The following is a 24,159-nucleotide window of genomic DNA, read 5'->3' as shown; positions in this document are numbered from 1 at the left end:
CGCCCAGGGGCAAAGCCATGAATCTCTCAAAGTTCTTCATTGATCGTCCGATTTTTGCCGGCGTGCTGTCGGTGCTGATCTTCCTCGCCGGACTGATCTCGCTGTTCGCGATGCCGATCTCGGAATATCCCGATGTCGTGCCGCCCTCGGTGCTGGTGCGTGCAACCTATCCCGGCGCCAATCCCAAGGTGATCGCGGAGACGGTGGCGACGCCGATCGAGGAGCAGATCAACGGCGTCGAAGGCATGCTCTACATGTCGAGCCAGGCGACCACCGACGGCGCGATGACGTTGACGGTGACGTTCCGCCTCGGCACCGACCCCGACAAGGCGACGCAATTGGTGCAGAACCGCGTGCAGCAGGCCGAGCCGCGCCTGCCGGCCGTGGTGCGCCAGCTCGGCATCATCACCAAGAAGTCTTCGCCGGACCTCACCATGGTGGTGCATCTGTTGTCGCCGAACAACCGCTACGACATGACCTATTTGCGCAACTATGCGGTGCTCAACGTCAAGGACCGCCTCGCGCGCATCGACGGCGTCGGCGACGTTCAGCTCTACGGTGCCGGCGACTATTCGATGCGGGTCTGGGTCGATCCGCAGAAGGCGGCCGAGCATGGCCTCACCGCAAGCGACATCGTCAAGGCAATCCAGGCGCAGAACGTTGAGGCAGCCGCCGGCGTGGTCGGCTCGTCGCCGAACGTCAAGGGCATCGACCTGCAGCTCTCCGTCAACGCGGAGGGCAGGCTCGCCAACGAGGAGCAGTTCGGCGACATCGTGGTCAAGACCGGCACGCGCGGCGAGGTCGTACGCTTGCGCGACGTCGCCCGCATCGAGCTCGGCGCCTCCGAATACGGCCTGCGCTCGCTGCTCGACAACAAGCAGGCGGTGGCGATCCCGATCTTCCAGGCACCGGGCTCCAATGCGCTCGAGATCTCCGACCACGTCCGCGCCACCATGGCCGAGATCAAGAAGAACATGCCGGAGGGCGTGTCCTATCAGATCGTCTACGACCCCACCCAGTTCGTGCGCTCCTCGATCGAGGCCGTGATCCACACGCTGCTGGAGGCGATCGCACTGGTGGTGCTGGTCGTGATCCTGTTCCTGCAGACCTGGCGCGCCTCGATCATCCCCCTGCTCGCCGTGCCCGTGTCGATCGTGGGCACGTTTGCGGTCATGCACGTGTTCGGCTTCTCCATCAACGCGCTCAGCCTGTTTGGCCTGGTGCTCGCGATCGGCATCGTGGTCGACGACGCCATCGTCGTGGTCGAGAACGTCGAGCGCAACATCGAGGGCGGGCTGTCTCCGCGCGATGCCACCTATCAGGCGATGCGCGAGGTGTCGGGACCGATCATCGCGATTGCGATGGTGCTGATCGCCGTGTTCGTGCCCCTCGCATTCATCTCAGGCTTGACGGGGCAGTTCTACAAGCAGTTCGCGCTGACGATTGCGATCTCGACCGTGATCTCGGCCGTCAACTCGCTGACGCTGTCACCGGCCCTGTCGGCGCTGCTGCTGAAGGGTCACGACGAGCCGAAGGACCGGCTGACGATTATCATGGAGAAGAGCCTCGGCTGGTTCTTCCGCCGCTTCAATCAGGCGTTCACCTACTCCTCGAACAGCTACAGCGGCACCGTCACCAAGGTGATCTCCGGCAAGGCCGCGGTGATGGGTCTCTACGTCGTCCTCGTCGGCATCACCGCCTTCCTGTTCCAGCAAGTGCCTGGTGGATTCGTGCCGGGCCAGGACAAGCAATATCTGGTCGGCTTCTCGCGGCTGCCCGACGGCGCGACGCTCGACCGCACCGAAGAGGTGATCCGCAAGATGAGCGACATCGCCCTGACCCAGCCCGGTGTCGAGAGCTCGGTCGCCTTCCCGGGCCTGTCGATCTCCGGCTTCACCAACTCCTCCAACGCCGGCATCGTGTTCTCGACGCTGAAACCGTTCGATGAGCGCAAGGATCCCTCACTCAGCGGCCCCGCGCTCGCGGCCGAGCTGAACAAGAAATATGCCGGCATCCAGGAAGCCTTCATCGCCATGTTCCCGCCGCCGCCGGTCAACGGTCTCGGCACCATCGGCGGCTTCAAGCTCCAGATCGAGGACCGCGCCGGCTTGGGCTATGAAGCCCTGAACGACGCGACCAAGGCGTTCATGGCGGCGATGCAGAAGGCGCCGGAGATCGCCGGCGTGTTCTCGAGCTTCCAGGTCAACGTGCCCCAGCTGTTCGCGGACATCGACCGCACCAAGGCGTTGCAGCTTGGCGTGCCGGTGACCGAGGTCTTCAACACGCTGCAGATTTACCTCGGGTCCTACTACGTCAACGACTTCAACAAGTTTGGCCGCACCTACTCCGTCTATGTCCAGGCCGATGCGCCGTTCCGCGCCCGGGCCGACGACATCAGGCAGTTGAAGGTGCGTTCATCTTCGGGCGACATGGTGCCATTGTCGGCGCTGCTCACGATCCGCCAGAGCGCAGGTCCGGAGCGCGCGATCCGCTATAACGGCTTCCTGTCGTCCGACATCAACGCGGCGGCCGCGCCGGGCTATTCGTCCGGCCAGGCGCAGGAAGCAGCGACGCGGATCGCGGCGGAGGTGCTGCCACCCGGCTTCGCCTTCGAATGGACCGACCTGACCTATCAGGAGTTCATCGCCGGCAATTCCGGGCTCTGGGTGTTTCCGCTGGCGATCCTGCTGGTGTTCCTGGTGCTAGCCGCGCTCTATGAGAGCCTGACCCTGCCGCTCTCGATCATCATGATCGTGCCGATGGGCCTGTTGGCTGCGATGTTCGGCGTCTGGCTCTCGAAGGGTGACAACAACGTCTTCACCCAGATCGGACTGATCGTGCTCGTGGGACTCTCGGCCAAGAACGCGATCCTGATCGTCGAATTCGCCCGCGAGCTCGAATTCGCCGGGCGCACGCCGATCCGGGCCGCGATCGAGGCGAGCCGGCTGCGCCTGCGTCCGATCCTGATGACCTCGATGGCGTTCATCATGGGCGTGCTGCCGCTGGTGCTCTCGACCGGCGCAGGTTCCGAAATGCGGCGCGCGATGGGCGTTGCCGTGTTCTCCGGCATGATCGGCGTCACCGTGTTCGGCCTGTTCCTGACGCCGGTGTTCTATGTGCTGCTGCGAACCATCACCGGCATGAAGCCGCTGGTGCATCACACCAGCGACACCAGCGCCGCGCCAGTTCAGGGCTCAGTCACCAATCCCGGCCACTAGATCAGGGATATCCCGGAGATCAACAACAGCACGAGCACGGTCTTGCGAAAGACCATCTCGTTGACCCGGTGAAACGCGATCACGCCGAGCGCGGATCCGGCAAACAGCGCAGGCAGGCTGACGGCGAGGTCGACGAAGACCTTTGACGAGAGGTCCTGGTGTCCCACCAGCAGAGCGATCGCAAAGACCTGCATCGCCGCAATGAACGGCTGCACCAGGCCGCGCTGCTCGCTCTTGGGCATGCCGCGCATGTCGCACCAGATCGTCGGGATCGCGCCAGGCATGGCGGTGAGCCCGCCGACGAGCCCTCCTCCGAATCCGATCAGCGCAACCCAGTGCCGGCCGACTGCCTCGCTGGCCGTCACCAGCGTCGGTCGCAGCAGCATGTAGCCGGCATAGAGGGACACGACGATGCCGAAGCCGCGCCGGAGCAGATGCGTATCGGTCGATTGCAACAGCGAGACTGCGATGGGAACGCCGATCAGTCCACCGACGATCAACAGGAGGCTTCCCTCCCAGCGGATGCTGCGCCGAAGCGCCCACAGATTGGTTGCCTGCACGCCGATGCTGCACGCCATCATCAGCGGCACCGCCTCCAGCGGCTGGAATACGCGCAGCAAGACCGCGCCCGCCACCGCCGAGAATGCGAAGCCGGAGAGCCCCGAGACGAAGGCTCCGGCGAACACGGCAACGCTGAGCAGCAGGAGGGTCGCGACGTCAGGCATGGTCCGCCCTCCGCTCAGTCGTAAGGAATCTGGGATACGGGCGCTACGGTGCTGTCCGCGCACGCCGCAGGTTCGCGCGGAAACGACACCTGCATGGCATGCGCGTGAGCTCGCTCCAGCATGACAAGACCGGCGAGTTGAAGCGTGACGAGGGCCGCGGTGAGAGCCAGCGCGACACAATTGAGGTTACGTGTGCTCGAGACTGCGGCGACTGGCCGAATGCTGGTGCGCATCAGATCGGTGGGCATTTTCTATAAATTCCTCTTCGCTGCAGACAGAATCGATTTCGTTCAAAGGCAATGTTTCGTGCTGCGTTTCCAGGAGATGGCGATAGCGCCGCAACACGCGCCGCGCCTCGATCGCACGCTGCTGATGCAGCGCTGCGAGCATGCGATTGGCAACGCCGTGGAACGTACCAATCAGGCTCCGGAACGGTGTTGGCATGACAACCTCCTTTCAACCTGCAAGCGAGATTGATGGACTTCACGTCCGCGCGCTGTGAGTTGCTTCACACGAAGCTCGAGCGCGACGAACAAGAAATCGTGTGCGTTCTGGTAGGAGAGAACGCAGCAAATCGCGTCACCCAAACGAATGACGCGCAATAACATTCTGATGATGAATTTGAAGGCGACGCGCTGATGCTTGCTTCAGCGCCCTGATGCGTCAGTGGACGAGCGGATTGGAAAACCCGGCCGCGAGCTTGACGAGGTCGGCCTGACGCGAAACACCCGTCTTGGCGAAGACGCGATGCAGATGCGTCTTCACCGTCGTCTCCGCGATGCCGAGCGCGATCGCGGTCTCCGGAACGCCGCCGACCTCGACGATGGATTGCAGAACCCTGAGCTCCGCAGGCGTCAATCCGAACGTACGGTCGATCAGGCCGGCGCACGACTGACTGTCGACCTCGGCCTTCCAGACAAACAGGGCTCCGATGGCGCCGCCAGCCGATTCCGTTCCGTTACGCAGCAGCGAGGGCAGCGCGACGATTTGCGCGATGTAGTACGAACCGTCGTGCGACATCAGCGGAATTTTCTGCCCCGAGGCCGCCGCCAGGGCAACCTCTCCCGCGTCACGAAAGGTCTCGCGCAGAACGGAATTTGCTGCGGACGATCTTGCCACGAGCCGCCCCGAAACCGATCGCAGGACGTCGTCGGCGTCGAGCAGCATGTCCGCGGCCGGATTGCCGTGGACGATATTGCAGGTCGCATCGAGCAGGATGACGCCTGCATTCAGTTGATCCACGACGTCAGCGAGCGCGGTCGCGCGCTGCTGCTTTCGCTCGATCGCTCGATTGATCACCAGGGCCCGGCTCGCATGCGAGACGACGGCCTGCATCCTCGCCCGCTGCACCGCGTCGAGCATCTCCTTGCCCGGAATCACGGTCAGCAACATCGGACACGACGACTGCGACTGCTCCAGAACCACGTTGGCGACATCGGCGCAGCCCTGTGGGCGCAGCCATTCCTGATAGAAGCGGCCACGGCGATATTCCTCGAAATTCACGAGGTCGGGGATGTTGCGCACCTCGCCATAGCGGGGAAGCCTGGCGAGGGGATCGTACCGGGCGTAGGTTTCCGCATAGAGCTGGATGTAGTGCGGATCGACCCCGCAATAATAATGCGTCGCACCGGACTTGCTGATCGGATCCTTCGAAATCAGACCGCAGGCCCGGCTGCCAATGAACCCATTGAGCATGACGACCACGTCGCCCCACAACCCAGGATCGAGACCGGCATCATAGATGCGCTCGATCAAATCGGACTGTTTTGGAGGTCGGGGCATCGAAAGAGCCAATGGTCAAACAGGCGATAGCGAAATGTTCTTCATGCCCGGCGGCCTAGGTGAGTCTATCACAGAAGCAAAAGGTTCAACTCAGACAGCGATCACCAAGCTATCACAACCCCCGCATGCGGCATCCTCCGATCGGAGGATGCGCCGGCCGGGCGGATGGAGCCCGGCCGGCAAGCGCCGCGTTCAGGCCGCCAGGGCTGATGCCGGCTCAGAACGCGACGCGTAGGCCCCCTTTCGCGGTTCCGGTGCGGCTCTGGTCGGACATCACCATGCCCTCCACGGCACCGAACACGGATACGTTCCTGGTCGTGCGATAGTCGAGGCCGAAGCCCGCCACCGCGCCGATCGTGCTTCGGCTGCCCGGCGTGTCGAAGGACAGGTTCTGCCCGAGCAGCACCGTGTTGATGCCGGTGTCGCCGACGCGCTGGAGTGCGATCACGCCGCCGTGGACGTTCGCCGTGAGCGCGCCACCGTCGAAGCGTGTCACCCTGGAGAGATCGACCTCGCCACGCTCCTCAAGATCCTGGAGCGTGCGGCTGCCGACCGACAAGCCTTGCGCCGAGCCGGCCTCGCTATAGCCGTCGAACCGGCCCGCGACGTAGCGCAGCCGCGCCGTCGGCGTCAGCAGATAGCCGTTGCCGATATCGAGCTTGTAGCCATAGGCGAGTTCGGGGCTGATGTACCAGCCGCTGTAACTGGCGGTCGCCGTCTCCATGCCGCCGACCGCGGCATTGTTGAGCACCAGCCGCCGCGATTTGTTGTCGGCATTGCCGCCTTGGAGCGTGAAATCGAAGAACTGCGCGGCCCATTCGAAGCGGCTGTAGGCGCCAGCAAAGACATAAACGGTGTCGACCGACTGCGAGTTGAGGTCGACCGAGAGGCCGCCCTGCCCGCCGCCGAGGAAGGCGCCGACCAGCCAGTTCGGCTGCACCTTGCGGTCGAGGCCGATCGCACCGCCCCACGCGGTCGAGGTCGCGCGCAGGGTTGCGGCGGTTTCGTCCTGGATGCGCTGACCGCCAAAGCTATTGGCCCAGACCGTGATCGGCGCCGGATCGGTCCAGAGGCTCTTCGGTGCCTTGGTGAACGGGCCGGCCTGCGCGGTATCTGGCGCATAGGCCATCGCCATCATGTTGTTCGCGCCGGACCCAGCGCCGCTCAAGCGGCCCTGCACCAGCGAGGACACACCGCCGGTGAAGTCCATCAGCGTGCGGTCCGTCTGGGCGAGCGCAGTGGGGTCGAGGGTTGCCAGCGTCGTTCCGGAGACGACTGACGGACCATTGAATCCCGAGGTGATGGTGTTGATCGTGCCGTCGAAATTGATGAAGGTCGGCAGGTCGATCGCTGTCAGCGACGATACCCTGCTGCGCACTCCGAAATCGACGTTGACGACGTCGTTGCCGAAGCCGAAATCGACCACGCCGTTGATCTTCGATCCCGGCCGCAGCGTCAGCGTATCCGCGTTGGCGGAGAGCTTGATCGCCGTGCCGCCGGTTCCGGTAATCGTGCCGGAGTTCGCGATCTCAGCCCCGCCCCGCACCTGCACACCGGTTTCACCGGAGATCGAACCCGAGTTGACGATGGTTGCGGCGCCATCGACCGACACACCGCGCACGCCCGTGGAGATGATGCCCGCATTGTTGATCGCAGCGGTTCCCCGAACGGAAATGGCCTCCGCGGCCGGTGCACCGGTGATCGTTCCGGAATTGCTCAGCGTCAGCGCATCGAACGCTTGAATTGCGGCGCCGTCATTCGCTCGGATCGTGCCGGAATTGGTGATCTCGGCTGTCCGGGCATCGACGCCAGCGGCCGCAAAGCTCGATTCCACGATGCCGGCATTGTTGAGCTTGACGTCGACGGCACTGATGCCGAATTGGCCGCCGGAGATCAGCCCGCCGGCGGCGTTGTCGACCGTCGCCGTGCCATCGGCGCGGATTCCGATTCCGCCGCCTGCACCGCCCTTGATCGTGCCCGCATTGACGATGCTCGCGTCCGTTTTGGCGAACACCGCGGTGGAATTGAAGTTCGTACTCTGGATTGTGCCACCGTTGTTGTTGACCGTCACGGAACCTGACGGCGATCGGATCGCATTGAACTCGCCTGAGATCGTGCCGGTGTTGGCCGTCACGTTCACCGTTCCGGCGAGGATAGCGAAGCCGCCGCCGTTCAATGCCAGGATCTGTCCGGCATTTGAGACGTTCGCGATCAGCGCATTGACGGCGGATCCGTTCTGGTCGAGCGCCTGTATGGTGCCACCGCTGCCGTTCGTCACCGTTGCCGTATTGGCAAAAACGCCTTGCGCTCCGGCTTCTATCCTTCCGGAATTCGAGGATACCACGACGGTATTCGCTGCGATGCCCCGGCTTCCCACCGCGTTGCCAATAACCTCGCCGGCGTTGGCAACCGTGACAGCGCTCCCGCTCGATATGGCGACGCTGTTCGCGAGGGTGGATTCAATTTCGCCAGAGGCGCCGTTGTTGATCGTGGCCGCCCCGGCGGAGGAGATGCCGGCCAAGCCTCCCGCGATTGTGCCGGTGTTGCTAGCGACAGTCACGGTGCCGGCGCGAATTGCCACGCTGCCGCTCGATGTTGCGAAAACGGAGTTGGCGTTGTTGATGAGGACGCTACCGGATGTCGTGATCGCTGCGCCATTCGTTCCGTCTGCGAAGACTGACCCGGAGCTGGTGTTGTTGACCACAACGGAGGTCGTTGCAAAGATTCCAAACCGGAGTCCATCGACTTGGCCGGAGTTGGTCGCCAGGTTGACAATGTTTGCCTGGATCGCGATTCCACCTGTGCCGATCGCGAAGATGCCTGCTGCATTCTCAATGTTCACCGTACCAGAGCTGCTGATGGCGATACCATTGGTCCCTGCTGCCTGAACGCGATCTCCGGTGTTCTTCAGGTCGAGGTCCCCACCGGCCGCAATTCCGGTGGCGCCATTCGACGCCGCGGTGCCGCCGAGGATGGCGCCGGCATTGTTGATGGCGCCCCGGTTAAGCGTGATGCCGGAGGTGGTGCCGTTCAAGAATGTGCCTGAGGTCACGTTGATGGTGTTGCCGGTGTCGGTTGCCGATCCATAGCCGATCGTCCCGTTCGCATTGGTTACCGTTCCGGAGCAGGTGACGACCGCATCATTGACCGGTGACGGCGGCGTGCAGGCAGCTTCCGCGCGCTCAGTCATGATCCATGGCGCCAGCAGCAGCGCGGACACCGGGATCCGCAGCACGCGGGGGCTGACGGTCATAAGAAGCCTTCGTTTCATTTCATTCCCCAAACGAAGCCTGCCACGCGACGCGCGTGCAGCCTGTTGCGATCGCCCTCCTCCGATCGGAGGAGGCCGACGCCGCGATCCGTGAATCGCTGATCGCCAAGGTAGAAGGACGCCCATCATCCGACTTGGACTAATGCGACTGGGTTTCGGCTCAAAACGAACTGAGGCCCTTTCGGCTGCGACTGGTGCAGAGTTGCGACACCGCCGGCAGGAACTATGCCTGGTCCCAGCCCGCCTTCTCCGCGCTCTCTGCCCAGACCGCGGCGCGATATATCTCGCGGCCGCCGTCATTCCTGACGCGGATCCAGGCATCGCGATCGCGCAGATCATCGCGCCAGACGAAGAGATGCTTTGCCATCTCGTCGGCGACGACGAATGTCGCCCGCGCATTCTCGAACACCATGCCACCCGGATCGATCTTCACGACATTGCCGACCAAGAGGTCGAAGAAGAATCGGCGCATATCTACTCCACGCGCCGGAATACGTAGTCGGCGGAATACGGCACCGGCGTGCCGCAGAGCACGTCAGCAACAACGACACCCCTGCCCAACACTCCCGCAACAGTCATGATTCCACGATCAAGGATCATGTGAAAAATTCCCTGCTTGCGCTCGAAAAAACGGCAGGTCGCTCAAATTCGCCGGGAAGAGCTCACTCCGCCGCGCCGCTCCTGACGTTGCTCGGCGTCGCGCCGTAGGCCCGTCGAAAGGAGCGATTGAAATAGGAGAGATCGCCGAAGCCGACGTCGTAGGCGATCGACGAGACCGGACGCTCGGCGAACTCCGGTTCCCGCAACATGCGATGGGCTCGCTTCAGGCGCTGCTCGATCAGGAAGGAAGAGAATGTCTTGCCGTCGGCTTCGAACAGGCGTTGGAGGTAGCGCGGCGTGACGCCGAGCTCCTGCGCGACGCCGGCGACCGACAGGTCATGCCGCCAGCAATTGTTGACGATCATGAATTTGGCCTTGCGCAAGCGGGCGGCCTTCGCGCCGCCCCGACCAGCGCTTTCCCTGATGTCGTCGGTGGGACCGAGCACGAGAGCCAGGAGATCATGCAAATGTCCGACACCCAGTTGGCGCAACGCCGGCGTCGCAAACCCGTTCTCCCGAACCAGCGAGGTCGCGTAGTCGACGAGCACCCTGATCTCGCTGGGCCGGTCCCGGATGATGCGCATCACCGCGTCGTCGACATCCATGATCATCGGCGCGAGAATGCGCCGCGGCACGCGAAGCGAGAAACAATCGCCGGCCAGATGCCGCTCGAGCACCACCGTATCCTCGGCGCTGGCCAAGACAGCTTCTCCAGGACCAAGCAGCAGTTCGCGACCTCGCGCAGATATCCCGACGGCTCCGGATCGGACCACGACCAGGGCAAGACTGTCGTCACCGTCGACAACCAGTTCCTTCGTCCTGATCAGTCGAGCTCCCGACAACTTTCCCGTCATCAATTGCGCTTCCGGCACGGCGTAACAGTTGAAGTTCGCGTCGAGCGGCTGCCCTTCGTTCGGGGCGACCTCGGCTTTGACCACCCCGCAGCGATAGAATTCGCGCAGCAGCGCGAGACGCTCGTTTTCGGGAACGCCGTTTGTCGACACGTTGAGAATGGAAGACTGATCCTTGCTGCTCACTGCAATCTCTCCAACGGAAGAGCAGGCTCGGCCACGCGCTGTTGTTTCCCCGCACCCGTATCCGGTGCCATCGCGCATAATCGTTGTGGCACGCATTGCCCTTCTCATTTCAGGAAACGTTCCATACGAAAGTGTCAAATGACACGCGTCATACGTTCGGAGGACGCGTGTCGCCTCGCCTTCACAATGGAATGAGATCGCGCAATTTCGTCGCGCACAATATGAATTGGATCACACGGCGTCGTCAGGGCCGGTCGCCTGAACGAACGTAGCAGCAAAGCCTGCCGCGATCTTCACGAGATCGGCCTGCCTGCCAGCGCCGGTCTTCTCGAACAGACGGCCGAGATGGGTCTTCACCGTGGTCTCGGCAATTCCTAGCTTTGCCGCGACATCGGGAACTCCACCGATCTCGACGATGGCGGTCAACACACGGATTTCAGACGGTGTCAGCCTGAATGCAGCAGCGATCGCGTCCGTGGCGAGCCGGGCCGCCATCGCGGCCTTTTGCAGGAACAGCACCGTCGCGACGCCATCGCGTTGCAGGCTGCGTTCGTGCGTCAGCGGAAAGGCGTGAGCCAGGTAGTGCTGACCGTCAGTCGACGTCATGACTTCGATCCTGCGGCGCTCGGCCGGAGGGGTTCCACTGTTGGCGGCAACATCGAACATACTGCGGAATATTTTGTCGGCTTGGGTGTTGCGGGCCACGACGCGATCGCCGACGATCGCGAGCAAACCGCCGTCAGCGAGCATTTTGCGGCAGGCCGCGTTGGCGTGGACAACCCGTCCCTCCGCATCGAACAGGCAGATTGCGGTGCTGAGGCGATCAAGGACCTCCGCAAGATCGGCGACGGTGTGCGAGCGGGCCCTGATCTGCTTGCTCATGACGCGGGAACGCTGGATGTGCGGCGCAATCAACCGCATGCGCTCGCGCATCGCATCATCGACGTTTCCACGCGACCGGCTGCGCATGACCTGAAGAATCGTCGTGCGTGCAGTCGACCGCTCGAGCGTGACGGTCGCGAGGTCGACCGCGCCCTGCGGTTCCACCCATTCCCGGTAGAAGCTGGTCGCCACGAAGTCCGAATAGGGCATGACGTCGGCCACGCCGACGGTCCGTTCGACAGCAAGATCAAGGTGGCGATCGAGCAGCGGATCGAGCTCGACAAACCTGTCACGATAGAGCTCGCGGAAACGGGAATCCGTTCCGTAGTGCTGGTGGATCTCGAGCGAGAGCCTGGCGGCATCCCGCGAGAGAATGGTCACGGCGGAGCCGCCGACGAACCCCGCGACCTGCTCCAGCGCGGCACCGCGCTGCGCTGGGTCGACCGCTGCATCGTAGATCTCGCCGACGAGCGAGGAGAACCTGTTCGCCTCCAGCATTGTCATCGGACGAACGACGCCGGGGACGAAGCAAAAACGTAAGATAAAAATGCTGGAATATCGAACATCGTCCTTGCGTAACGTCAACCGCAGGGTGCGGCTTGGACGTTTTCGCCAAAGACTAGGATAAAAGCGAACAGCGGGCGGACTGTGTGCCTGATATCACGCGTCCGCTCGCTGCCTGCTCAATCGACCGCGCCTGAGGGCACGGATCTCTATTTCCGGTTCTCCTCGCAGAACTTCAGCGCGGCGAGCGCCTCGCCGGCGCGCGGGATCTGCATCTCGATGCTGTCGTCGTCATCGTCCTCGAAGTCCAGCGTCAGACGCTTGGCTTTCGACAGGCGGTCCATGATGGACTGATCGTATTCGAAGATGCCGCGCACGGTGGTCTTGTCCATGACCTCCCACTTCGCCTTCGACATGATGTCGGCATCGTCGGTGCCGACGTCGGCGCGCAGGATCTCGCCGACCTTGTCCCACTCCCAGCCGTCATAGATCATCACGATGACGATGGCCTTGTCCGAGTAGGTGATGACGATGACGTAGTCGCGGTTCTCGTCGTCCTTGTCCTTGTAGCCGCGGCTGGCGTTGCAATGGGTGTCCTGGCTGCGTTTCTCGATGGTCCAGTCACCGACCTTGGATTGTTGCGCGAGCGCAGGCCCGGCGATCAAGGCCCCGGCGAATAGTCCAGCGGCAAGGCAGAATCGTTTCATGTCAGCCTCCAGCGTTTTCCCCACGCCAAGCTGACCATCTCTCCTGGAAAGCCGCAAGGGCCGGCTCGACGCAGCCGGTGGCGAAATGCGCGCTCCCTACGCCTGCCGCGGCACGATCGCGATCGGGGTGAAGGTGTAAACCTCCTCGCCGTCCTGGTTGAACATCGTCCATTTGACCATGGCGATGCCCTGCGGCTTCGACTTCGACGGCGTCAGGCTCATGACCTCGCCGACCAGATGCAGCCGGTCATTCGGCCGCACCGGAATGGTCCAGCGCAGCCCGTCGACACCGGCTCCGATCAGCGGGTGCGGGCCGAAGGGGCGGGTCTGGATCGCAAGGTTCATGGCGATCGCCGCGGTGTGCCAACCCGAGGCAGCCAGCCCCTTGAACAGGGTGTCCTTGGCGGCCTCATGATCGAGATGCATCGGCTGCGGGTCGAACTCGGCGGCAAACCGCTTAATGTCGGCTTCGCTGACCACGACCTCGGGGGATTTGAAGCGCATCCCCAGGGTGAGATCGTCGAACCAGGCGACCTGAGCCATGATTTTGCCTCGAAATGTGACATGCCGCGCGCGCATTGCGCACGGCCAGAGGATGGATCGGTGACGGGGATGTAGCGGTTCGGCGGCCTGCAGGCCAGGTCCCGGTTCCCCGCGAAACCCCTTTCCTATCTCGACGAAACACGCCTGAAACAGACGGCCGGTTATCTGGTTGTCAAAATCATACAGGGACGTGCGTCATGCAATTCTTCCTCGACCTGATCAGCGAATATGCCTGCTGCCAACATCTCGTCGCCCAGCCGCTTGGGGAGGATGAGCTATGATCGAGTTGATCTCAGCCCTCCTCGTGCTTTGCAGCATCGGCGTCTTCGCGGCGCATGCGGTGGACGCTTATCGCACCACCCACTTCTGACCGGCGATCCCGGTAGCCTAGAACGGACGCCGGTAAAAATGCTCTGAATGCGTCGCCGGCGGAAACCGGTTGGCGAGCGCCAGCGCCCCCTTCTCGTCCGTCTCGAGCGCGATCTTCTGCGACAGCATGACGTCGCCGGGCACCAGGAAGCCTGACGGGACGAAGCACCACCCCATCGTTGCATTGCCTGACGCGTCGATCTCGTGGACATTGGCCGCAGTACCGTAGTGGATGCGATAACGCTTGCCGCTGTCGCAGCCGATGACGTCAAAGTGCCGGTGCTGCTCGAACTGAGCGCGCTGCTCGTCGGTGAGCCATTCAGCCAATAGCCTCCTTCCCCGCGCCTCTGGCGTGTTCTCGCCAAAGAAGCGCCGGTAGAGCTCGCGGAGCGCGTGCAGACGCGCTCGCGCGGGCGCGCGAAGCCTGAAGACCGCGATCATGGACCGTTCAGATCAACCGCCGACCAGGCGGGGATAGAACAGCGTTTCGTGCGCGGTCGGGTCAAACGATTTGATACGCGTGACTTCGCCGGGCCCGGTCCGGTACGCCGCGGTAAAGCCCGCGCCGGTCAATTCCCGAAAGCGCTGTTCGGCCCGCGCCAACGCTTCGGCATTTTCAGGATCAAACTCGTGGCGCGTATCGCCGGTCTGATCCATCACGATCTGGGTAGCCATGTTGAGTCTCCTCATGCCCAGCCCTGAACTTGATCAAAGCAAACCTCGTGCCGTCAGTTCCCGAAAGCAACAACTTTCTCTGAGACGCCCAGTCACGCCTTGCGGAGCAGCTCAACGCACGGCCGCCGCCCCGCCACCCCCGTCGATCTGCCGGCCCATCAGCGCGATGGCTTTCTGGTAGACGCCGGCCGCATTCCACGCCTGGATGGCGGCGAAATTCGGTTCGCCGGGCTGGTAACCGGCTCCCGCACGCCAGCCGTTGGCCTTGAGGAAGTTCGCGGTCGAGCTCAGCGCGTTGGCGGCGACGTCGAGATTGCCGGTGCCATAGGCCAGGATGTTCTTGGGCATGAACTGGGTCTGGCCGACCTCGCCATGCATGGAGCCGCGGGTCGATCCAGACAGCGCGCCGCGGTCGACCAACTTCAGCGCCGCATAGAGCTGCTCGGTAAAGAATTCGGGGCGACGGCAGTCATAGGCGAGCGTTGCGATCGACGAGAGCATGTTCTGGTTGCCGCGCTGGCTGCCGAAACCGGTTTCCATGCCCCAGATCGCAATCAACGGCCCTGGCGGCACGCCATAACGCTGCTCGATCGAGGCGAACATCGCTGCCTGCGACTGCTTCAGCGACCGGCCGCGCGCGACGATGGTGGTCGCACCGCGCTTGGCCAGGAACTGGTCGAGCGACAGCGAAAAACTGTGCTGGCTGCGGTCGGCATTGATCGTCGCGCTGGCATAATTGGTCTGCATCAGCGCCGCGATCGCGGTCTGCCCGATGCCCTTGCCCTGCGCTTCCGCGCTGAACTCGCGCTTCCAGGCCTCGAATCCGCCGGGCCCGTTGCCGCATTGCGCAGCCATGGCCGAGGGGGCCAGGAACAACAGCAGCGCGGCCGCGCCGATCATCGCCGTCGCAACGGTCCTGCCCTCAGTCATTCCAGCGTATCCTTCTTTCAAATTGCGCGACCGGCTCGCGCATGGGCATGATCCTACGTCAGCCGTATCAGCTCAAGCCCCGACCGGTGCAATCGATGCACGCAATACGCTTGACATGAATCAAAGGCTGCCGTCGGTCCCGAGCAGGAAATCCACCATGATGCCCTGGTGCTGCCGGTACATGTCGGTGCCGGTCGCGGTGACGCAGCCGAGCTTGCGGGCTTCCGCGATGAAGGGCGAGATTTCCGGCTTGGTGATGACGCAGCCGCAATAAGTTGACGGCGCCAGCCTGATAACGTCGACGGGAAGCGGATCGCCGCCCTTCATCCCGGCGGGTGTCGCATTGGCGACGAAATCGAAGCCTGCGGGATCGCCGCTGCCCGACCGCACGGGTGCTTTGCCGAGCTCGTTGAGCCGGCCGATCAGCGCATCCCGTCGCTCGGCCGAGCTATCGTGAATGGCGAGCTCCCTGACGCCGGCCTCGACCAGCGCCAGCGCGATGGCCGAGCCGGCCCCACCGGCGCCGACAAGAAGAGCTCGCATCCCTTTGGGATCAATCCCCTTCGTCCGCGCGGCGCCGACGAAGCCGAGACCGTCCACCATGTCACCGTGCCACGAACCATCGGCACGCCGGCGCATCAGGTTCGCAGTGCGCAGGAAGTGCGCGCGAGCGCTCGCGCTAGCACACGCCTGGTAGCAGGCGAATTTGTGCGGAATGGTCACGACGATGCCGTCGAGATTTTTCAACCGGCTCGCCACCGAGAGAAAATCGGCAAGATCGTCGGTCGCAACCTGAACCGGGACGAGAATGCCGTCATGGCCGCGCGCAGCGAACTCCGCGGAAACACCCGCGGGTGAACGCACCTGCGCGATGGGATCGCCGATGATGACGTAGAGCCGGGTCGCCCCCGTCGGAGCCGGGATCATGCCGTTCATGCCGAGACCGGAGCCTCCTGGCTCTTCGCGTCGGCTCCATAGGTCAATTCCAGCCCGTCCAGATTGCCCTCCTTCCGCCAGGTGGCGAGCAGCCGGAGGAACGCCATCGGTCCGCGCCAATACTGGCTGTTGCGCGCCGCGACCGGATCGAACACGCCTTCGTTGTTGTAGTAGCCGGGGGTGCATTCGGCCAGATAAGTCTGGCGGCCGACCGCGGCCTTCACGACCTCATCGACCCAGGCGTTCTCGGCCGCGAGCGTCGGCTCCAACGTTCTTGCGCCGCGCTTGCGTGCCTCAGCGATGACATAGGCGATGTGCTGCGACTGTTCGTCGATGATGTGCGGGAAGTTGGCGCTTTGACCGGCCTGCACCGTCACGATCAGGAAACAATTCGGGAAGCCGCGGCTGTAGAAGCCATGCATCGTCTTGACACCATCGCGCCAGCGCTCGGACAGGCTCTTGCCGTCGCGACCGTAGACTTCAAACCCCATGCGGCGTGCATAGTCGGTGCCAACCTCGAAACCGCTGGCGTAGATCAGGCAGTCGAGCTCGTAGGCCTTGCCGCCAGCCACGACCGCGTTCTCCGTGATGCGCTCCACGCCCCTGCCCTTGGTGTCGACCAGATGCACGTTGGGGCGGTTGAACGTGTCGAGATATTCGTCGTGGAAGCACGGCCGCTTGCAGAATGCCTTGTACCAGGGTTTGAGCGCCGCTGCGGCCGCCTCATCCTTCACGATCGCATCGACGCGGGCGCGGATCTCCTCCATCTTGCGATAGTCGGCCTGCTCGATCACCTTCAGCGCCTCTTCCATCGAGGTCACCGGCTGTGGCTGACGGCGCGGCGCCAGCAGGATCTCGCCGAGCAGGCCGGTCCAGCCGTCCTGCACCAGATCGTGCTCGAACGGCTCGCCTGAGATCACCGCGGTGAAATTGTCCATCCGCTCACGCTGCCAGCCGGGCTTCAGGCTTTCCGCCCAGGCGGTATCCGTCGGGCGGTCGGCGCGCACACCGATCGCGGACGGCGTGCGCTGGAACACGTAGAGCTCTTTGGCCGAACGGCCGAGATGCGGCACGCATTGCACTGATGTGGCGCCGGTGCCGATGATGCCGACGCGCTTGTCGGCAAGACCATCGAGACCGCCCTCCGCGCTGCCGCCGGTGTAAGCATAGTCCCAGCGGCTGGTATGGAAGCTGTGGCCCCTGAAGCTTTCGATGCCGGGGATGCCCGGCAGCTTCGGCCGGCTCAGCGGACCTCCAGCCAGGATCACAAAGCGCGCGCGGATGCGATCACCGCGATCGGTCTCGACCAGCCAGCGCCCCTCCTGCTCCTGCCATGTCATGCGCGAGATCACGGTCTGAAACAGCGCGCGCTCGTACAGATCGAAATGACGGCCGATGCGGCGCGAGTGCTCGTAGATCTCCGGCGCACGCGCGTATTTGCGCACCGGCATGTAGCCGGTCTCTTCCAGCAGCGGCAGATAGATGTAACTTTCGGTATCGCAGGCGGCGCCTGGATAGCGATTCCAGTACCAGGTGCCGCCGAAATCGGCGGCCTTTTCCACGATGCGGAAATCGTCGATACCGGCCGCGCGCAGACGCGCGCCACACAGCAGGCCGCCGAAGCCACCACCGACGATCAGCACTTCGGTTTCTTCGCTCAAGGCTTTGCGCGAGAAGCCAGCATCGGCCCAAGGATCGTCGAGATAGCGGGCAAAGTCGCCTGACACCTCGACATATTGCGCCTTGCCTTCGGAGCGCAGACGCAGGTCACGCTCGTCGCGATAGCGCGCACGCAAGGCTTGAATGTCGACCGTAGGTACGCCGACTGCTCCGGTCTTGTGTCTTTCCGCTGACATCGATCTCCTCCACCGCGGCCCGCTGCTTTGCCAGGAGCTGGCGCCACTTAGCCCCGAAAAAGTGACGCATGCAATCGCGTCCATCGCTTTTTGCGTGAACGCCGCGCGGCGTTCCGCTAACCTTTCGCGCAAATCATAGCGTATGCCACGCAACGACGTGGCGATCTGGAGGGAACGATGCTGGGATTGATGATGGACATGCCGCTCCTGATCAGCGGCCTGATCCAGTATGCCGCCGACTACCACGGCGAAGCGGAAATCGTCGCGCGCGAGATCGAGGGCAACATCCATCGCTACACCTATGCGGACGCTCATCCACGCATCAAGCGCATGGCGCTGGCGCTGAAGCGGCTCGGCATGAAGCAAGGCGATCGCGTCGGTACGCTGGCCTGGAATACGCATCGCCATTTCGAGATGTTCTACGCCGCGCCGGGCATGGGCTACGTGCTGCACACCGTCAATCCGCGCCTGTTTCCCGAACAGCTGGTCTACATCATCAACCACGCGGAAGATCGCCTGCTGTTCATCGACCGCGCCACATTGCCGATCGTCGAGGCGATCGCGCCGCAACTGAAGACGGTCGAGGCCTATGTCATCATGTCCTCGCGCGAGCGGATGCCGGAGACAAAACTCGCCAACGTGCATTGCTACGAGGAGCTGCTCGAAAAGGAGAGCGACACCGGCTTCGCCTGGCCGGAGTTCGACGAAAAGTCCGCATCGACCATCTGCTACACGTCGGGCACGACAGGCAATCCGAAGGGCGTGATCTATTCGCACCGCGCGGCGATCCTGCAGACCATGACCTGCTGCAATTTCGACTTCCTGCCCGGACATGTCGAAGGCGTGCGCGAGGTGATGATGCCGATGGCCCCGCTGTTCCACGGCAACGGCTGGAACATGCCGTTCACCGCGCCCTATACCGGCTCGAAGCTGGTCCTGCCTGGCCGCAATTACGAGCCCGACAAGCTCTATGAGCTGCTCGAGGGCGAGAAGGTGACGCTCTCGGCCGGCGTGCCGAGCTTCTGGCTGATCCTGCTCGACTGGCTCGGCCGCACCGGCAACAAATTCTCGACGCTGCGCGCAACGTTGTCATCGGGCTCGGCGCCGCCGCGCGCGATGGTCGAGAAACTCAAGCGCGATTACAAGGTCGACTATATTCAGGCCTGGGGCATGACGGAGGCGCTGGGCTGCTCGATGCCGGGCCTCCGGCCCGGCTCGGAGCATCTCAGCGAAACCGAATTCTTCGACCGGCGCCAGGTCTCCGGTCGCGCCTGCTTCGGCACGACCTTGCGCATCGTCGACGATTCAGGCGTTGAGCTGCCGCGCGACGGCAAGACGGTCGGGCACTTGCGCGCCAGAGGGCCCTGGGTCGCCTCCGGCTACATGAAGCTCGACGAAGGCCTCGATCGCGACGGCTGGTTGATCACCGGCGATATGGCCGTGATCGATCCGCAGGGCCACGTCACGCTGACCGACCGCTCCAAGGACGTGATCAAGTCCGGCGGCGAATGGATCTCGTCGATCCAGCTCGAGGACATCGCGCTGTCCCACCCTGACGTGCTGCAAGCCGCCGTGGTCGCCATCGCGCACGAGAAATGGCAGGAGCGCCCTCTCCTTCTGGTCGTCCGCAAGAAGGGCGCGACCGTGGACGGCAAGACACTGCTCGACCACATGCGCCCGAGGATCGCGAGCTGGTGGATGCCGGATGCGGTCGAATTTTTGGACGAATTCCCGATGACCGGGACCGGCAAGGTGCTCAAGTCGGCGCTGCGCGAGAAGTTCAAAGCGTATCGCGTCGCGTAATCTCTGGCTTTCGGTACGCCGTCATCTTCATCTTTTGGTAGATTCGGGAGCGATATATCCCGGTATCGCTAACTCCTGATCGAGGACATCATGGCGTTTTCCGGATTGGGCCTGCATCTCGGCAATCTGTCGCGCCTGTCGAATGCGCAGACGCGTTCAATCAGCCCCGAGAATTTCACCGGCGAAAAGGGCAAGGGCGGCATGTCCGTCGATGGCCCGGCGGCGCGTCAGGCCCGCGACCTCGGCCAGGGCTGGAAGGTGTCTCCCTTTGTCGTGATCGAGCCCGGCGCGACCTTCACGCTCGCGGACATCGAGGGTCAGGGCGCGATCCAGCAGATCTGGATGACGCTGGCACGCGGACGGCTGCGTCATTCCATCCTGCGCGTCTACTGGGACGACCAGGCGCATCCGAGCGTGGAGTGCCCGGCGGGCGATTTCTTCGCCTGTGGCTGGGAGGAATTTGCGCAGGTGTCGTCGCTCGCGGTCTGCGTCAATCCGGGACGGGCCTTCAACTGCTATTGGGAGATGCCGTTCCGCAAGCGCGCCCGCTTCACGCTGGAGAACCGCAGCGAAGAGGCGCTGACCGTCTACTACCAGATCAACTACGCCCTGACCGAGGTGCCCGCGGACTGCGCCTATTTCCATGCGCAGTTCCGCCGCACCAATCCGCTGCCCTACAAGGACGTCTACACCATCCTCGACGGCATCGATGGCCGCGGTCACTATGTCGGCACCTACATGGCCTGGGGCGTCAATAACAACGGCTGGTGGGGCGAAGGCGAGATCAAGTTCTTCATCGACGGCGACGGCGAATTCCCGACGATCTGCGGCACCGGCACCGAGGACTATTTCTGCGGCGCCTACAATTTCGATCCCCATGTCGCGCATGCCGGCCAGGGACAATCCCGCTATGTGGAGTTCACCACGCCCTATGCCGGACTGCCGCAGGTGATCCGGCCCGACGGCGTCTACAAGTCGCAGCAGCGCTTCGGCCTGTACCGTTGGCACATCCCCGATCCGATCCGCTTCCAGAGCGACTTGCGCGTGACCATCCAGGCCCTCGGCTGGCTGCCCGGCGTCAAGGAATCGAAATATCTCCCGCTGCAAGACGACGTTGCCTCGGTCGCGTTCTGGTACCAGACGCTGCCGACCGCATCATTCCCCGAGCTGCCCGGCCCGGACTATCTGGAAATCGGTTAGGGGTGATTCAGCACCTCGACCGTCGCAGAGCGGCCGGCGACCAGCGAGATTGCCTCGGGCACCGGATCCAGCGCGATGCGCACGGGCACGCGCTGGGCGAGACGCACCCAGCTGAAGGTCGGATTGACGTTGGCAAGCAGGCTCGCCCCCTCGGCACGGTCGCGGTCCTCGATGCCCGCGGCGATGCTCTCGACACGACCTGACAGCGTACCCTTCTCGCCCATCAGACGGACCTGAACCCTGTCGCCGACGCGGATGCGCGCAAGCTTCGTCTCCTCGAAATAGCCCTCGACGTGCAGCGTGTCGCTGTCGACGAGCGCCATCACGCCCCTGCCCGCGGAGACGTAAACGCCGGGGCGCAGGTCCATATTGGTGATCACGCCATTTACAGATGCCCGCACCTCGCTGCGATCGAGATTGAGCTGGGCAACCGCGCGATCGGCGACCGCGGCATCGAAGGCGGCCTTGGCCTGAAGCTGGGTCGCGAGCACTTGCTCCTGCTTCTGCTGCGATACTGCGTCCGTCGTCAGCGCGGTATAGCGCTTCAGATCGGCATTGGCCTGATCGAGCGTCGCCTGATGCCCGGCGACAGACGCATCGGCCTGCCGCAGCGCCAGCGCAAAGCGCTCACGATCGATCCTGAACAGCACGTCGCCGCGATGGACCTTCTGGTTGTCCTTGACCAGGACGTCGGTGACGAAGCCGGAGACGTCAGGTGCGACCTGCACCACGTCGGCACGCACACGGCCGTCACGTGTCCAGGGCTGCTCCATGTAGTAGCCCCAGAGCTCGCGGCCGACACCGATCGCCGCGATCACAGCGATGATGGTCACGGCAATCCGGCCGAGCCAGGCGAAATTTCCTTTCATGAGAGATACTCCGAGAGATAGACGACGCCGCCGAGCAGGCAGACGAAGACTGCGAAATCGAACAACGCGCGGTGCCAGACCAAGCGGTAAAGGTCGAAGCGCTGCATGATCCGGCGCAGCAGCGCACTCAGCACATAGGCGATGATGATCCAGAGCAAGAGCGCCGGCACCAGCACGCCGTAGATGTCGATCACATATCTCATGCCGCCACACTCGCATCCTCGCGCGGCCGATAGGCCGGCGCGGCCGGGAACAGGCCGCGGCGGATGCCGACGAGGCCGATCAGGGCATCTTCGCGCGCGCTGTCATTGGGATCCTTCACCGCCTGACCCAGCGCCCGGTCGACGCTGACCAGAAGCTCGCGCGGCATGCCTCCGCCGGCATAATTGCGGCAGGCGATAGCGAGCTGGTCGAGCATGTCGTCGATGACGGCGATGGTCGACGCCGCAAGGCCGTAGCGCGCGCGGCGCAAATCGATGATGTTGATGCCGATGCGGAGCTGCACGAGGCTATCGGCGTCGCGGCGATCGCTCTCCGACAGGAACGCGATACGCTGCACCAGCAGCCCGAGACGATGCAGCATGAGCCCGGCGAACTCGGCACGATCCCGCTTTCCGCGCCGTTCGGCAGCGACTGCGATCGTGGTCCAGCTCGACAGCACCAGGCGGTTGGCGATCCACTCCGCCCCCACCCCGCGCGCGATCCGCGTCACGATCTCGGCGATGATGACGCCGACGAAGAACGCGACGGCGGAATTGGCGTAGGACGCGAAATCCGCGATGTAGGTCGATTGCAGCGCGAGCAGCGTCGCGGTGTTGGCGGCGAGCGCCATGCCGGTGCCCGCCGTGGCGGGCCGGCCGATCAGGAATCCGTAGAGCAGGAAGGTCGGCGCCAGCGCGACGATGAGAACCTCGATATGAGAGATCGCGGGCACCAGCGCGAACAGATAGATCGCGACCACGACGATGGCGACCAGCGACCACAGGCCGAAGCTGCGGATGAATCGCGCCGGCTCATCCTGCGCGGCGAAGAACGAGCAGGCTACGGCTGCCATCATCGGAGCCGAGGCGCCGTCCGGCCAGCCCGTGCCGATCCAGAACGCGCAGCAGATCAGGATAGCGGTCGCAGCACCTGCCGCCGACCATAGCGCCAGGCCGCGATCCCTGTGGTGCACCGGCGCTGCGCCGGCTTCGGAATGGAAGGCAAGATCGATCGTCGAGATGCTGCGGCCTTCGCCGATGGCCTCGGTCAACGCGCGGCAGTCGCGCGAGAGGTCGACCAGATCGCGCAACCGCGACAGCAGGCTGGTGGTGATGATCCGCTCCCAGGACGCACCGTCGTTCAGGCCCGCCTGCTGCTCCGCTATCGCGCCACGGAGACGGTCGGCCGGCTGCCGCGCGCTGACGTCACTCGCGATCCATTGCGCAAGATCCTCCAGCAAGCGCTTCAGCTCCGGCTGGCGCCGCAGGGCCTCCTCGCCGAGCGCAGCCAGACGGTCCTCGATCGAGGCAATCACCGGCAGCAACGTCAACATCCGCAGCCGGATCTCGCCGAGGCCGGTCACGGCATTGCGGTCGGTCAGGCGATCATAGGCAAGATGAGTGGAAAGCGTGTCGATCTCGACGATGTCGGTCGCGAGCTTGAGGCGCTTGCCGCGGCGCGTCTCGTTGGTGCCTTCGCGCAGCAGGACAACCTTGCTCAGCCGGCGTGCATCGGAAAGCCAAGTGTCCACGCGATGGGCCACGGCCGGTGCGACGCTGCGGGGGAACACGATGGTGGAGATCAGGCTCGCGCAAATGATCCCGAGCGAAATCTCCTCCAGCCGCGCCACTGCGGTGTCGAAGATCGCTCCGGGCTGGGACACCGAGGGGAAGCCGATCAGCGCGACCGTGTAGCCGGCCAGCATGAAGACATAACTGCGCGGCGTGCCGTCGAGCAGCGACAGATAGAGGCAGAACCCGACCCACAGCGCGATCGCGAGGCACAGGAGCTCCGGCGCGTTGATCAGGTTCGGCACCAGCGCCACCGTCATGATCGCGCCGACCAGCGTGCCCATCACGCGGAAGAAGGCCTTCGAACTGGTGGCGCCGGCGAGCGGCTGCGAGGTGATGTAAACGGTCGCCATCGCCCAATAGGGCCGCGGCAGGTCCATGGCGAGCGCAATGACGAGCGCCAGCATCGACGCGGCAAACGTCTTCAAGGCGAAAATCAGATCCGCGTGGCGGACCAGGAACGGCTCACTTTCGCGCATG

20 protein-coding genes are annotated in these 24,159 nt (G+C 63.8%); 3 read left to right on the top strand and 17 right to left on the bottom strand.

Going from position 1 to position 24,159, the window contains the following annotated elements; all coding sequences use genetic code 11:
• The first annotated feature begins 17 nt into the window (after positions 1 to 17).
• Positions 18 to 3,218, top strand: coding sequence for an efflux RND transporter permease subunit (locus tag XI06_RS10750; RefSeq protein ID WP_237869555.1), 3,201 nt, complete (start codon positions 18 to 20; stop codon positions 3,216 to 3,218).
• Here XI06_RS10750 and XI06_RS10745 read toward each other — a convergent pair.
• The 14 genes from XI06_RS10745 to XI06_RS10680 all read right to left on the bottom strand — a co-directional run bounded on the left by XI06_RS10745 (position 3,215) and on the right by XI06_RS10680 (position 18,035).
• Entirely contained in the window at positions 3,215 to 3,943 is a 729-nt protein-coding gene (locus XI06_RS10745; protein WP_271605273.1) for a sulfite exporter TauE/SafE family protein, read from the bottom strand. The two genes, XI06_RS10750 and XI06_RS10745, sit on opposite strands and share 4 nt — an antisense overlap.
• A 186-nt stretch (positions 3,944 to 4,129) precedes the next feature.
• A complete protein-coding gene (locus XI06_RS10740) occupies positions 4,130 to 4,387 on the bottom strand; it encodes a hypothetical protein (protein WP_271605272.1) in 258 nt (85 codons plus the stop codon).
• A 219-nt stretch (positions 4,388 to 4,606) separates the two neighbouring features.
• Positions 4,607 to 5,725 carry a helix-turn-helix transcriptional regulator gene (locus tag XI06_RS10735; protein WP_271605271.1) on the bottom strand — a complete coding sequence of 373 codons (1,119 nt, stop codon included), beginning with the start codon at positions 5,723 to 5,725 and terminating at the stop codon, positions 4,607 to 4,609.
• 217 nt (positions 5,726 to 5,942) lie between these two features.
• Positions 5,943 to 8,978 (bottom strand): autotransporter outer membrane beta-barrel domain-containing protein, encoded by a 3,036-nt coding sequence (locus tag XI06_RS10730; RefSeq protein WP_271605270.1) that lies wholly within the window; start codon positions 8,976 to 8,978, stop codon positions 5,943 to 5,945.
• Between the two features lie 241 nt (positions 8,979 to 9,219).
• Entirely contained in the window at positions 9,220 to 9,468 is a 249-nt protein-coding gene (locus tag XI06_RS10725; protein WP_237858648.1) for a DUF6894 family protein, read from the bottom strand.
• 190 nt (positions 9,469 to 9,658) lie between these two features.
• Positions 9,659 to 10,633: a helix-turn-helix transcriptional regulator gene (locus XI06_RS10720; RefSeq protein WP_271605269.1), complete on the bottom strand. Its 975-nt coding sequence runs from the start codon at positions 10,631 to 10,633 to the stop codon at positions 9,659 to 9,661.
• A gap of 231 nt (positions 10,634 to 10,864) precedes the next feature.
• Positions 10,865 to 12,019 carry a helix-turn-helix transcriptional regulator gene (locus XI06_RS10715; RefSeq protein ID WP_271605268.1) on the bottom strand — a complete coding sequence of 385 codons (1,155 nt, stop codon included), beginning with the start codon at positions 12,017 to 12,019 and terminating at the stop codon, positions 10,865 to 10,867.
• Between the two features lie 209 nt (positions 12,020 to 12,228).
• Positions 12,229 to 12,726 (bottom strand): hypothetical protein, encoded by a 498-nt coding sequence (locus XI06_RS10710; protein WP_237858650.1) that lies wholly within the window; start codon positions 12,724 to 12,726, stop codon positions 12,229 to 12,231.
• Between the two features lie 96 nt (positions 12,727 to 12,822).
• Positions 12,823 to 13,269 carry a MaoC family dehydratase gene (locus XI06_RS10705; RefSeq protein WP_271605267.1) on the bottom strand — a complete coding sequence of 149 codons (447 nt, stop codon included), beginning with the start codon at positions 13,267 to 13,269 and terminating at the stop codon, positions 12,823 to 12,825.
• A 387-nt stretch (positions 13,270 to 13,656) separates the two neighbouring features.
• Entirely contained in the window at positions 13,657 to 14,079 is a 423-nt protein-coding gene (locus XI06_RS10700; RefSeq protein WP_271605266.1) for a hypothetical protein, read from the bottom strand.
• A 12-nt stretch (positions 14,080 to 14,091) separates the two neighbouring features.
• A complete protein-coding gene (locus tag XI06_RS10695) occupies positions 14,092 to 14,313 on the bottom strand; it encodes a hypothetical protein (RefSeq protein WP_194476437.1) in 222 nt (73 codons plus the stop codon).
• 111 nt (positions 14,314 to 14,424) lie between these two features.
• A complete protein-coding gene (locus XI06_RS10690) occupies positions 14,425 to 15,243 on the bottom strand; it encodes a lytic murein transglycosylase (RefSeq protein WP_237858653.1) in 819 nt (272 codons plus the stop codon).
• Positions 15,244 to 15,363: 120 nt separating this feature from the next.
• Positions 15,364 to 16,170 (bottom strand): shikimate dehydrogenase family protein, encoded by an 807-nt coding sequence (locus tag XI06_RS10685; RefSeq protein ID WP_271605456.1) that lies wholly within the window; start codon positions 16,168 to 16,170, stop codon positions 15,364 to 15,366.
• A 5-nt stretch (positions 16,171 to 16,175) separates the two neighbouring features.
• Positions 16,176 to 18,035: a flavin-containing monooxygenase gene (locus tag XI06_RS10680; protein WP_271605265.1), complete on the bottom strand. Its 1,860-nt coding sequence runs from the start codon at positions 18,033 to 18,035 to the stop codon at positions 16,176 to 16,178.
• 177 nt (positions 18,036 to 18,212) lie between these two features.
• On the opposite strand from XI06_RS10680, the gene XI06_RS10675 reads away from it, so the two are divergent.
• Both XI06_RS10675 and XI06_RS10670 read left to right on the top strand, forming a co-directional pair.
• Positions 18,213 to 19,838 (top strand): long-chain fatty acid--CoA ligase, encoded by a 1,626-nt coding sequence (locus tag XI06_RS10675; RefSeq protein WP_271605264.1) that lies wholly within the window; start codon positions 18,213 to 18,215, stop codon positions 19,836 to 19,838.
• 90 nt (positions 19,839 to 19,928) lie between these two features.
• Positions 19,929 to 21,038 (top strand): glycoside hydrolase family 172 protein, encoded by a 1,110-nt coding sequence (locus tag XI06_RS10670; protein ID WP_237858656.1) that lies wholly within the window; start codon positions 19,929 to 19,931, stop codon positions 21,036 to 21,038.
• Here XI06_RS10670 and XI06_RS10665 read toward each other — a convergent pair.
• The 3 genes from XI06_RS10665 to XI06_RS10655 are packed head-to-tail and all read right to left on the bottom strand — an operon-like array spanning position 21,035 to position 24,158.
• Positions 21,035 to 21,907, bottom strand: coding sequence for an efflux RND transporter periplasmic adaptor subunit (locus XI06_RS10665; protein WP_271605263.1), 873 nt, complete (start codon positions 21,905 to 21,907; stop codon positions 21,035 to 21,037). The genes XI06_RS10670 and XI06_RS10665 overlap by 4 nt on opposite strands.
• Positions 21,904 to 22,110: a DUF1656 domain-containing protein gene (locus XI06_RS10660; RefSeq protein ID WP_237858660.1), complete on the bottom strand. Its 207-nt coding sequence runs from the start codon at positions 22,108 to 22,110 to the stop codon at positions 21,904 to 21,906. Before XI06_RS10660 ends, XI06_RS10665 begins: the two co-directional genes overlap by 4 nt.
• Positions 22,107 to 24,158 (bottom strand): FUSC family protein, encoded by a 2,052-nt coding sequence (locus XI06_RS10655; protein WP_271605262.1) that lies wholly within the window; start codon positions 24,156 to 24,158, stop codon positions 22,107 to 22,109. The genes XI06_RS10660 and XI06_RS10655 overlap by 4 nt, the downstream gene beginning before the upstream one ends.
• Between the last annotated feature and the right edge of the window lies 1 nt (position 24,159).

The organism is Bradyrhizobium sp. CCBAU 11434 (genome assembly GCF_028128895.1).
Classification (GTDB): Bacteria; Pseudomonadota; Alphaproteobacteria; order Rhizobiales; family Xanthobacteraceae; genus Bradyrhizobium; species Bradyrhizobium zhengyangense.
The sequence above is the reverse complement of the archived record's forward strand: the minus strand, read 5'-3'. Positions and strand labels throughout refer to the sequence as shown.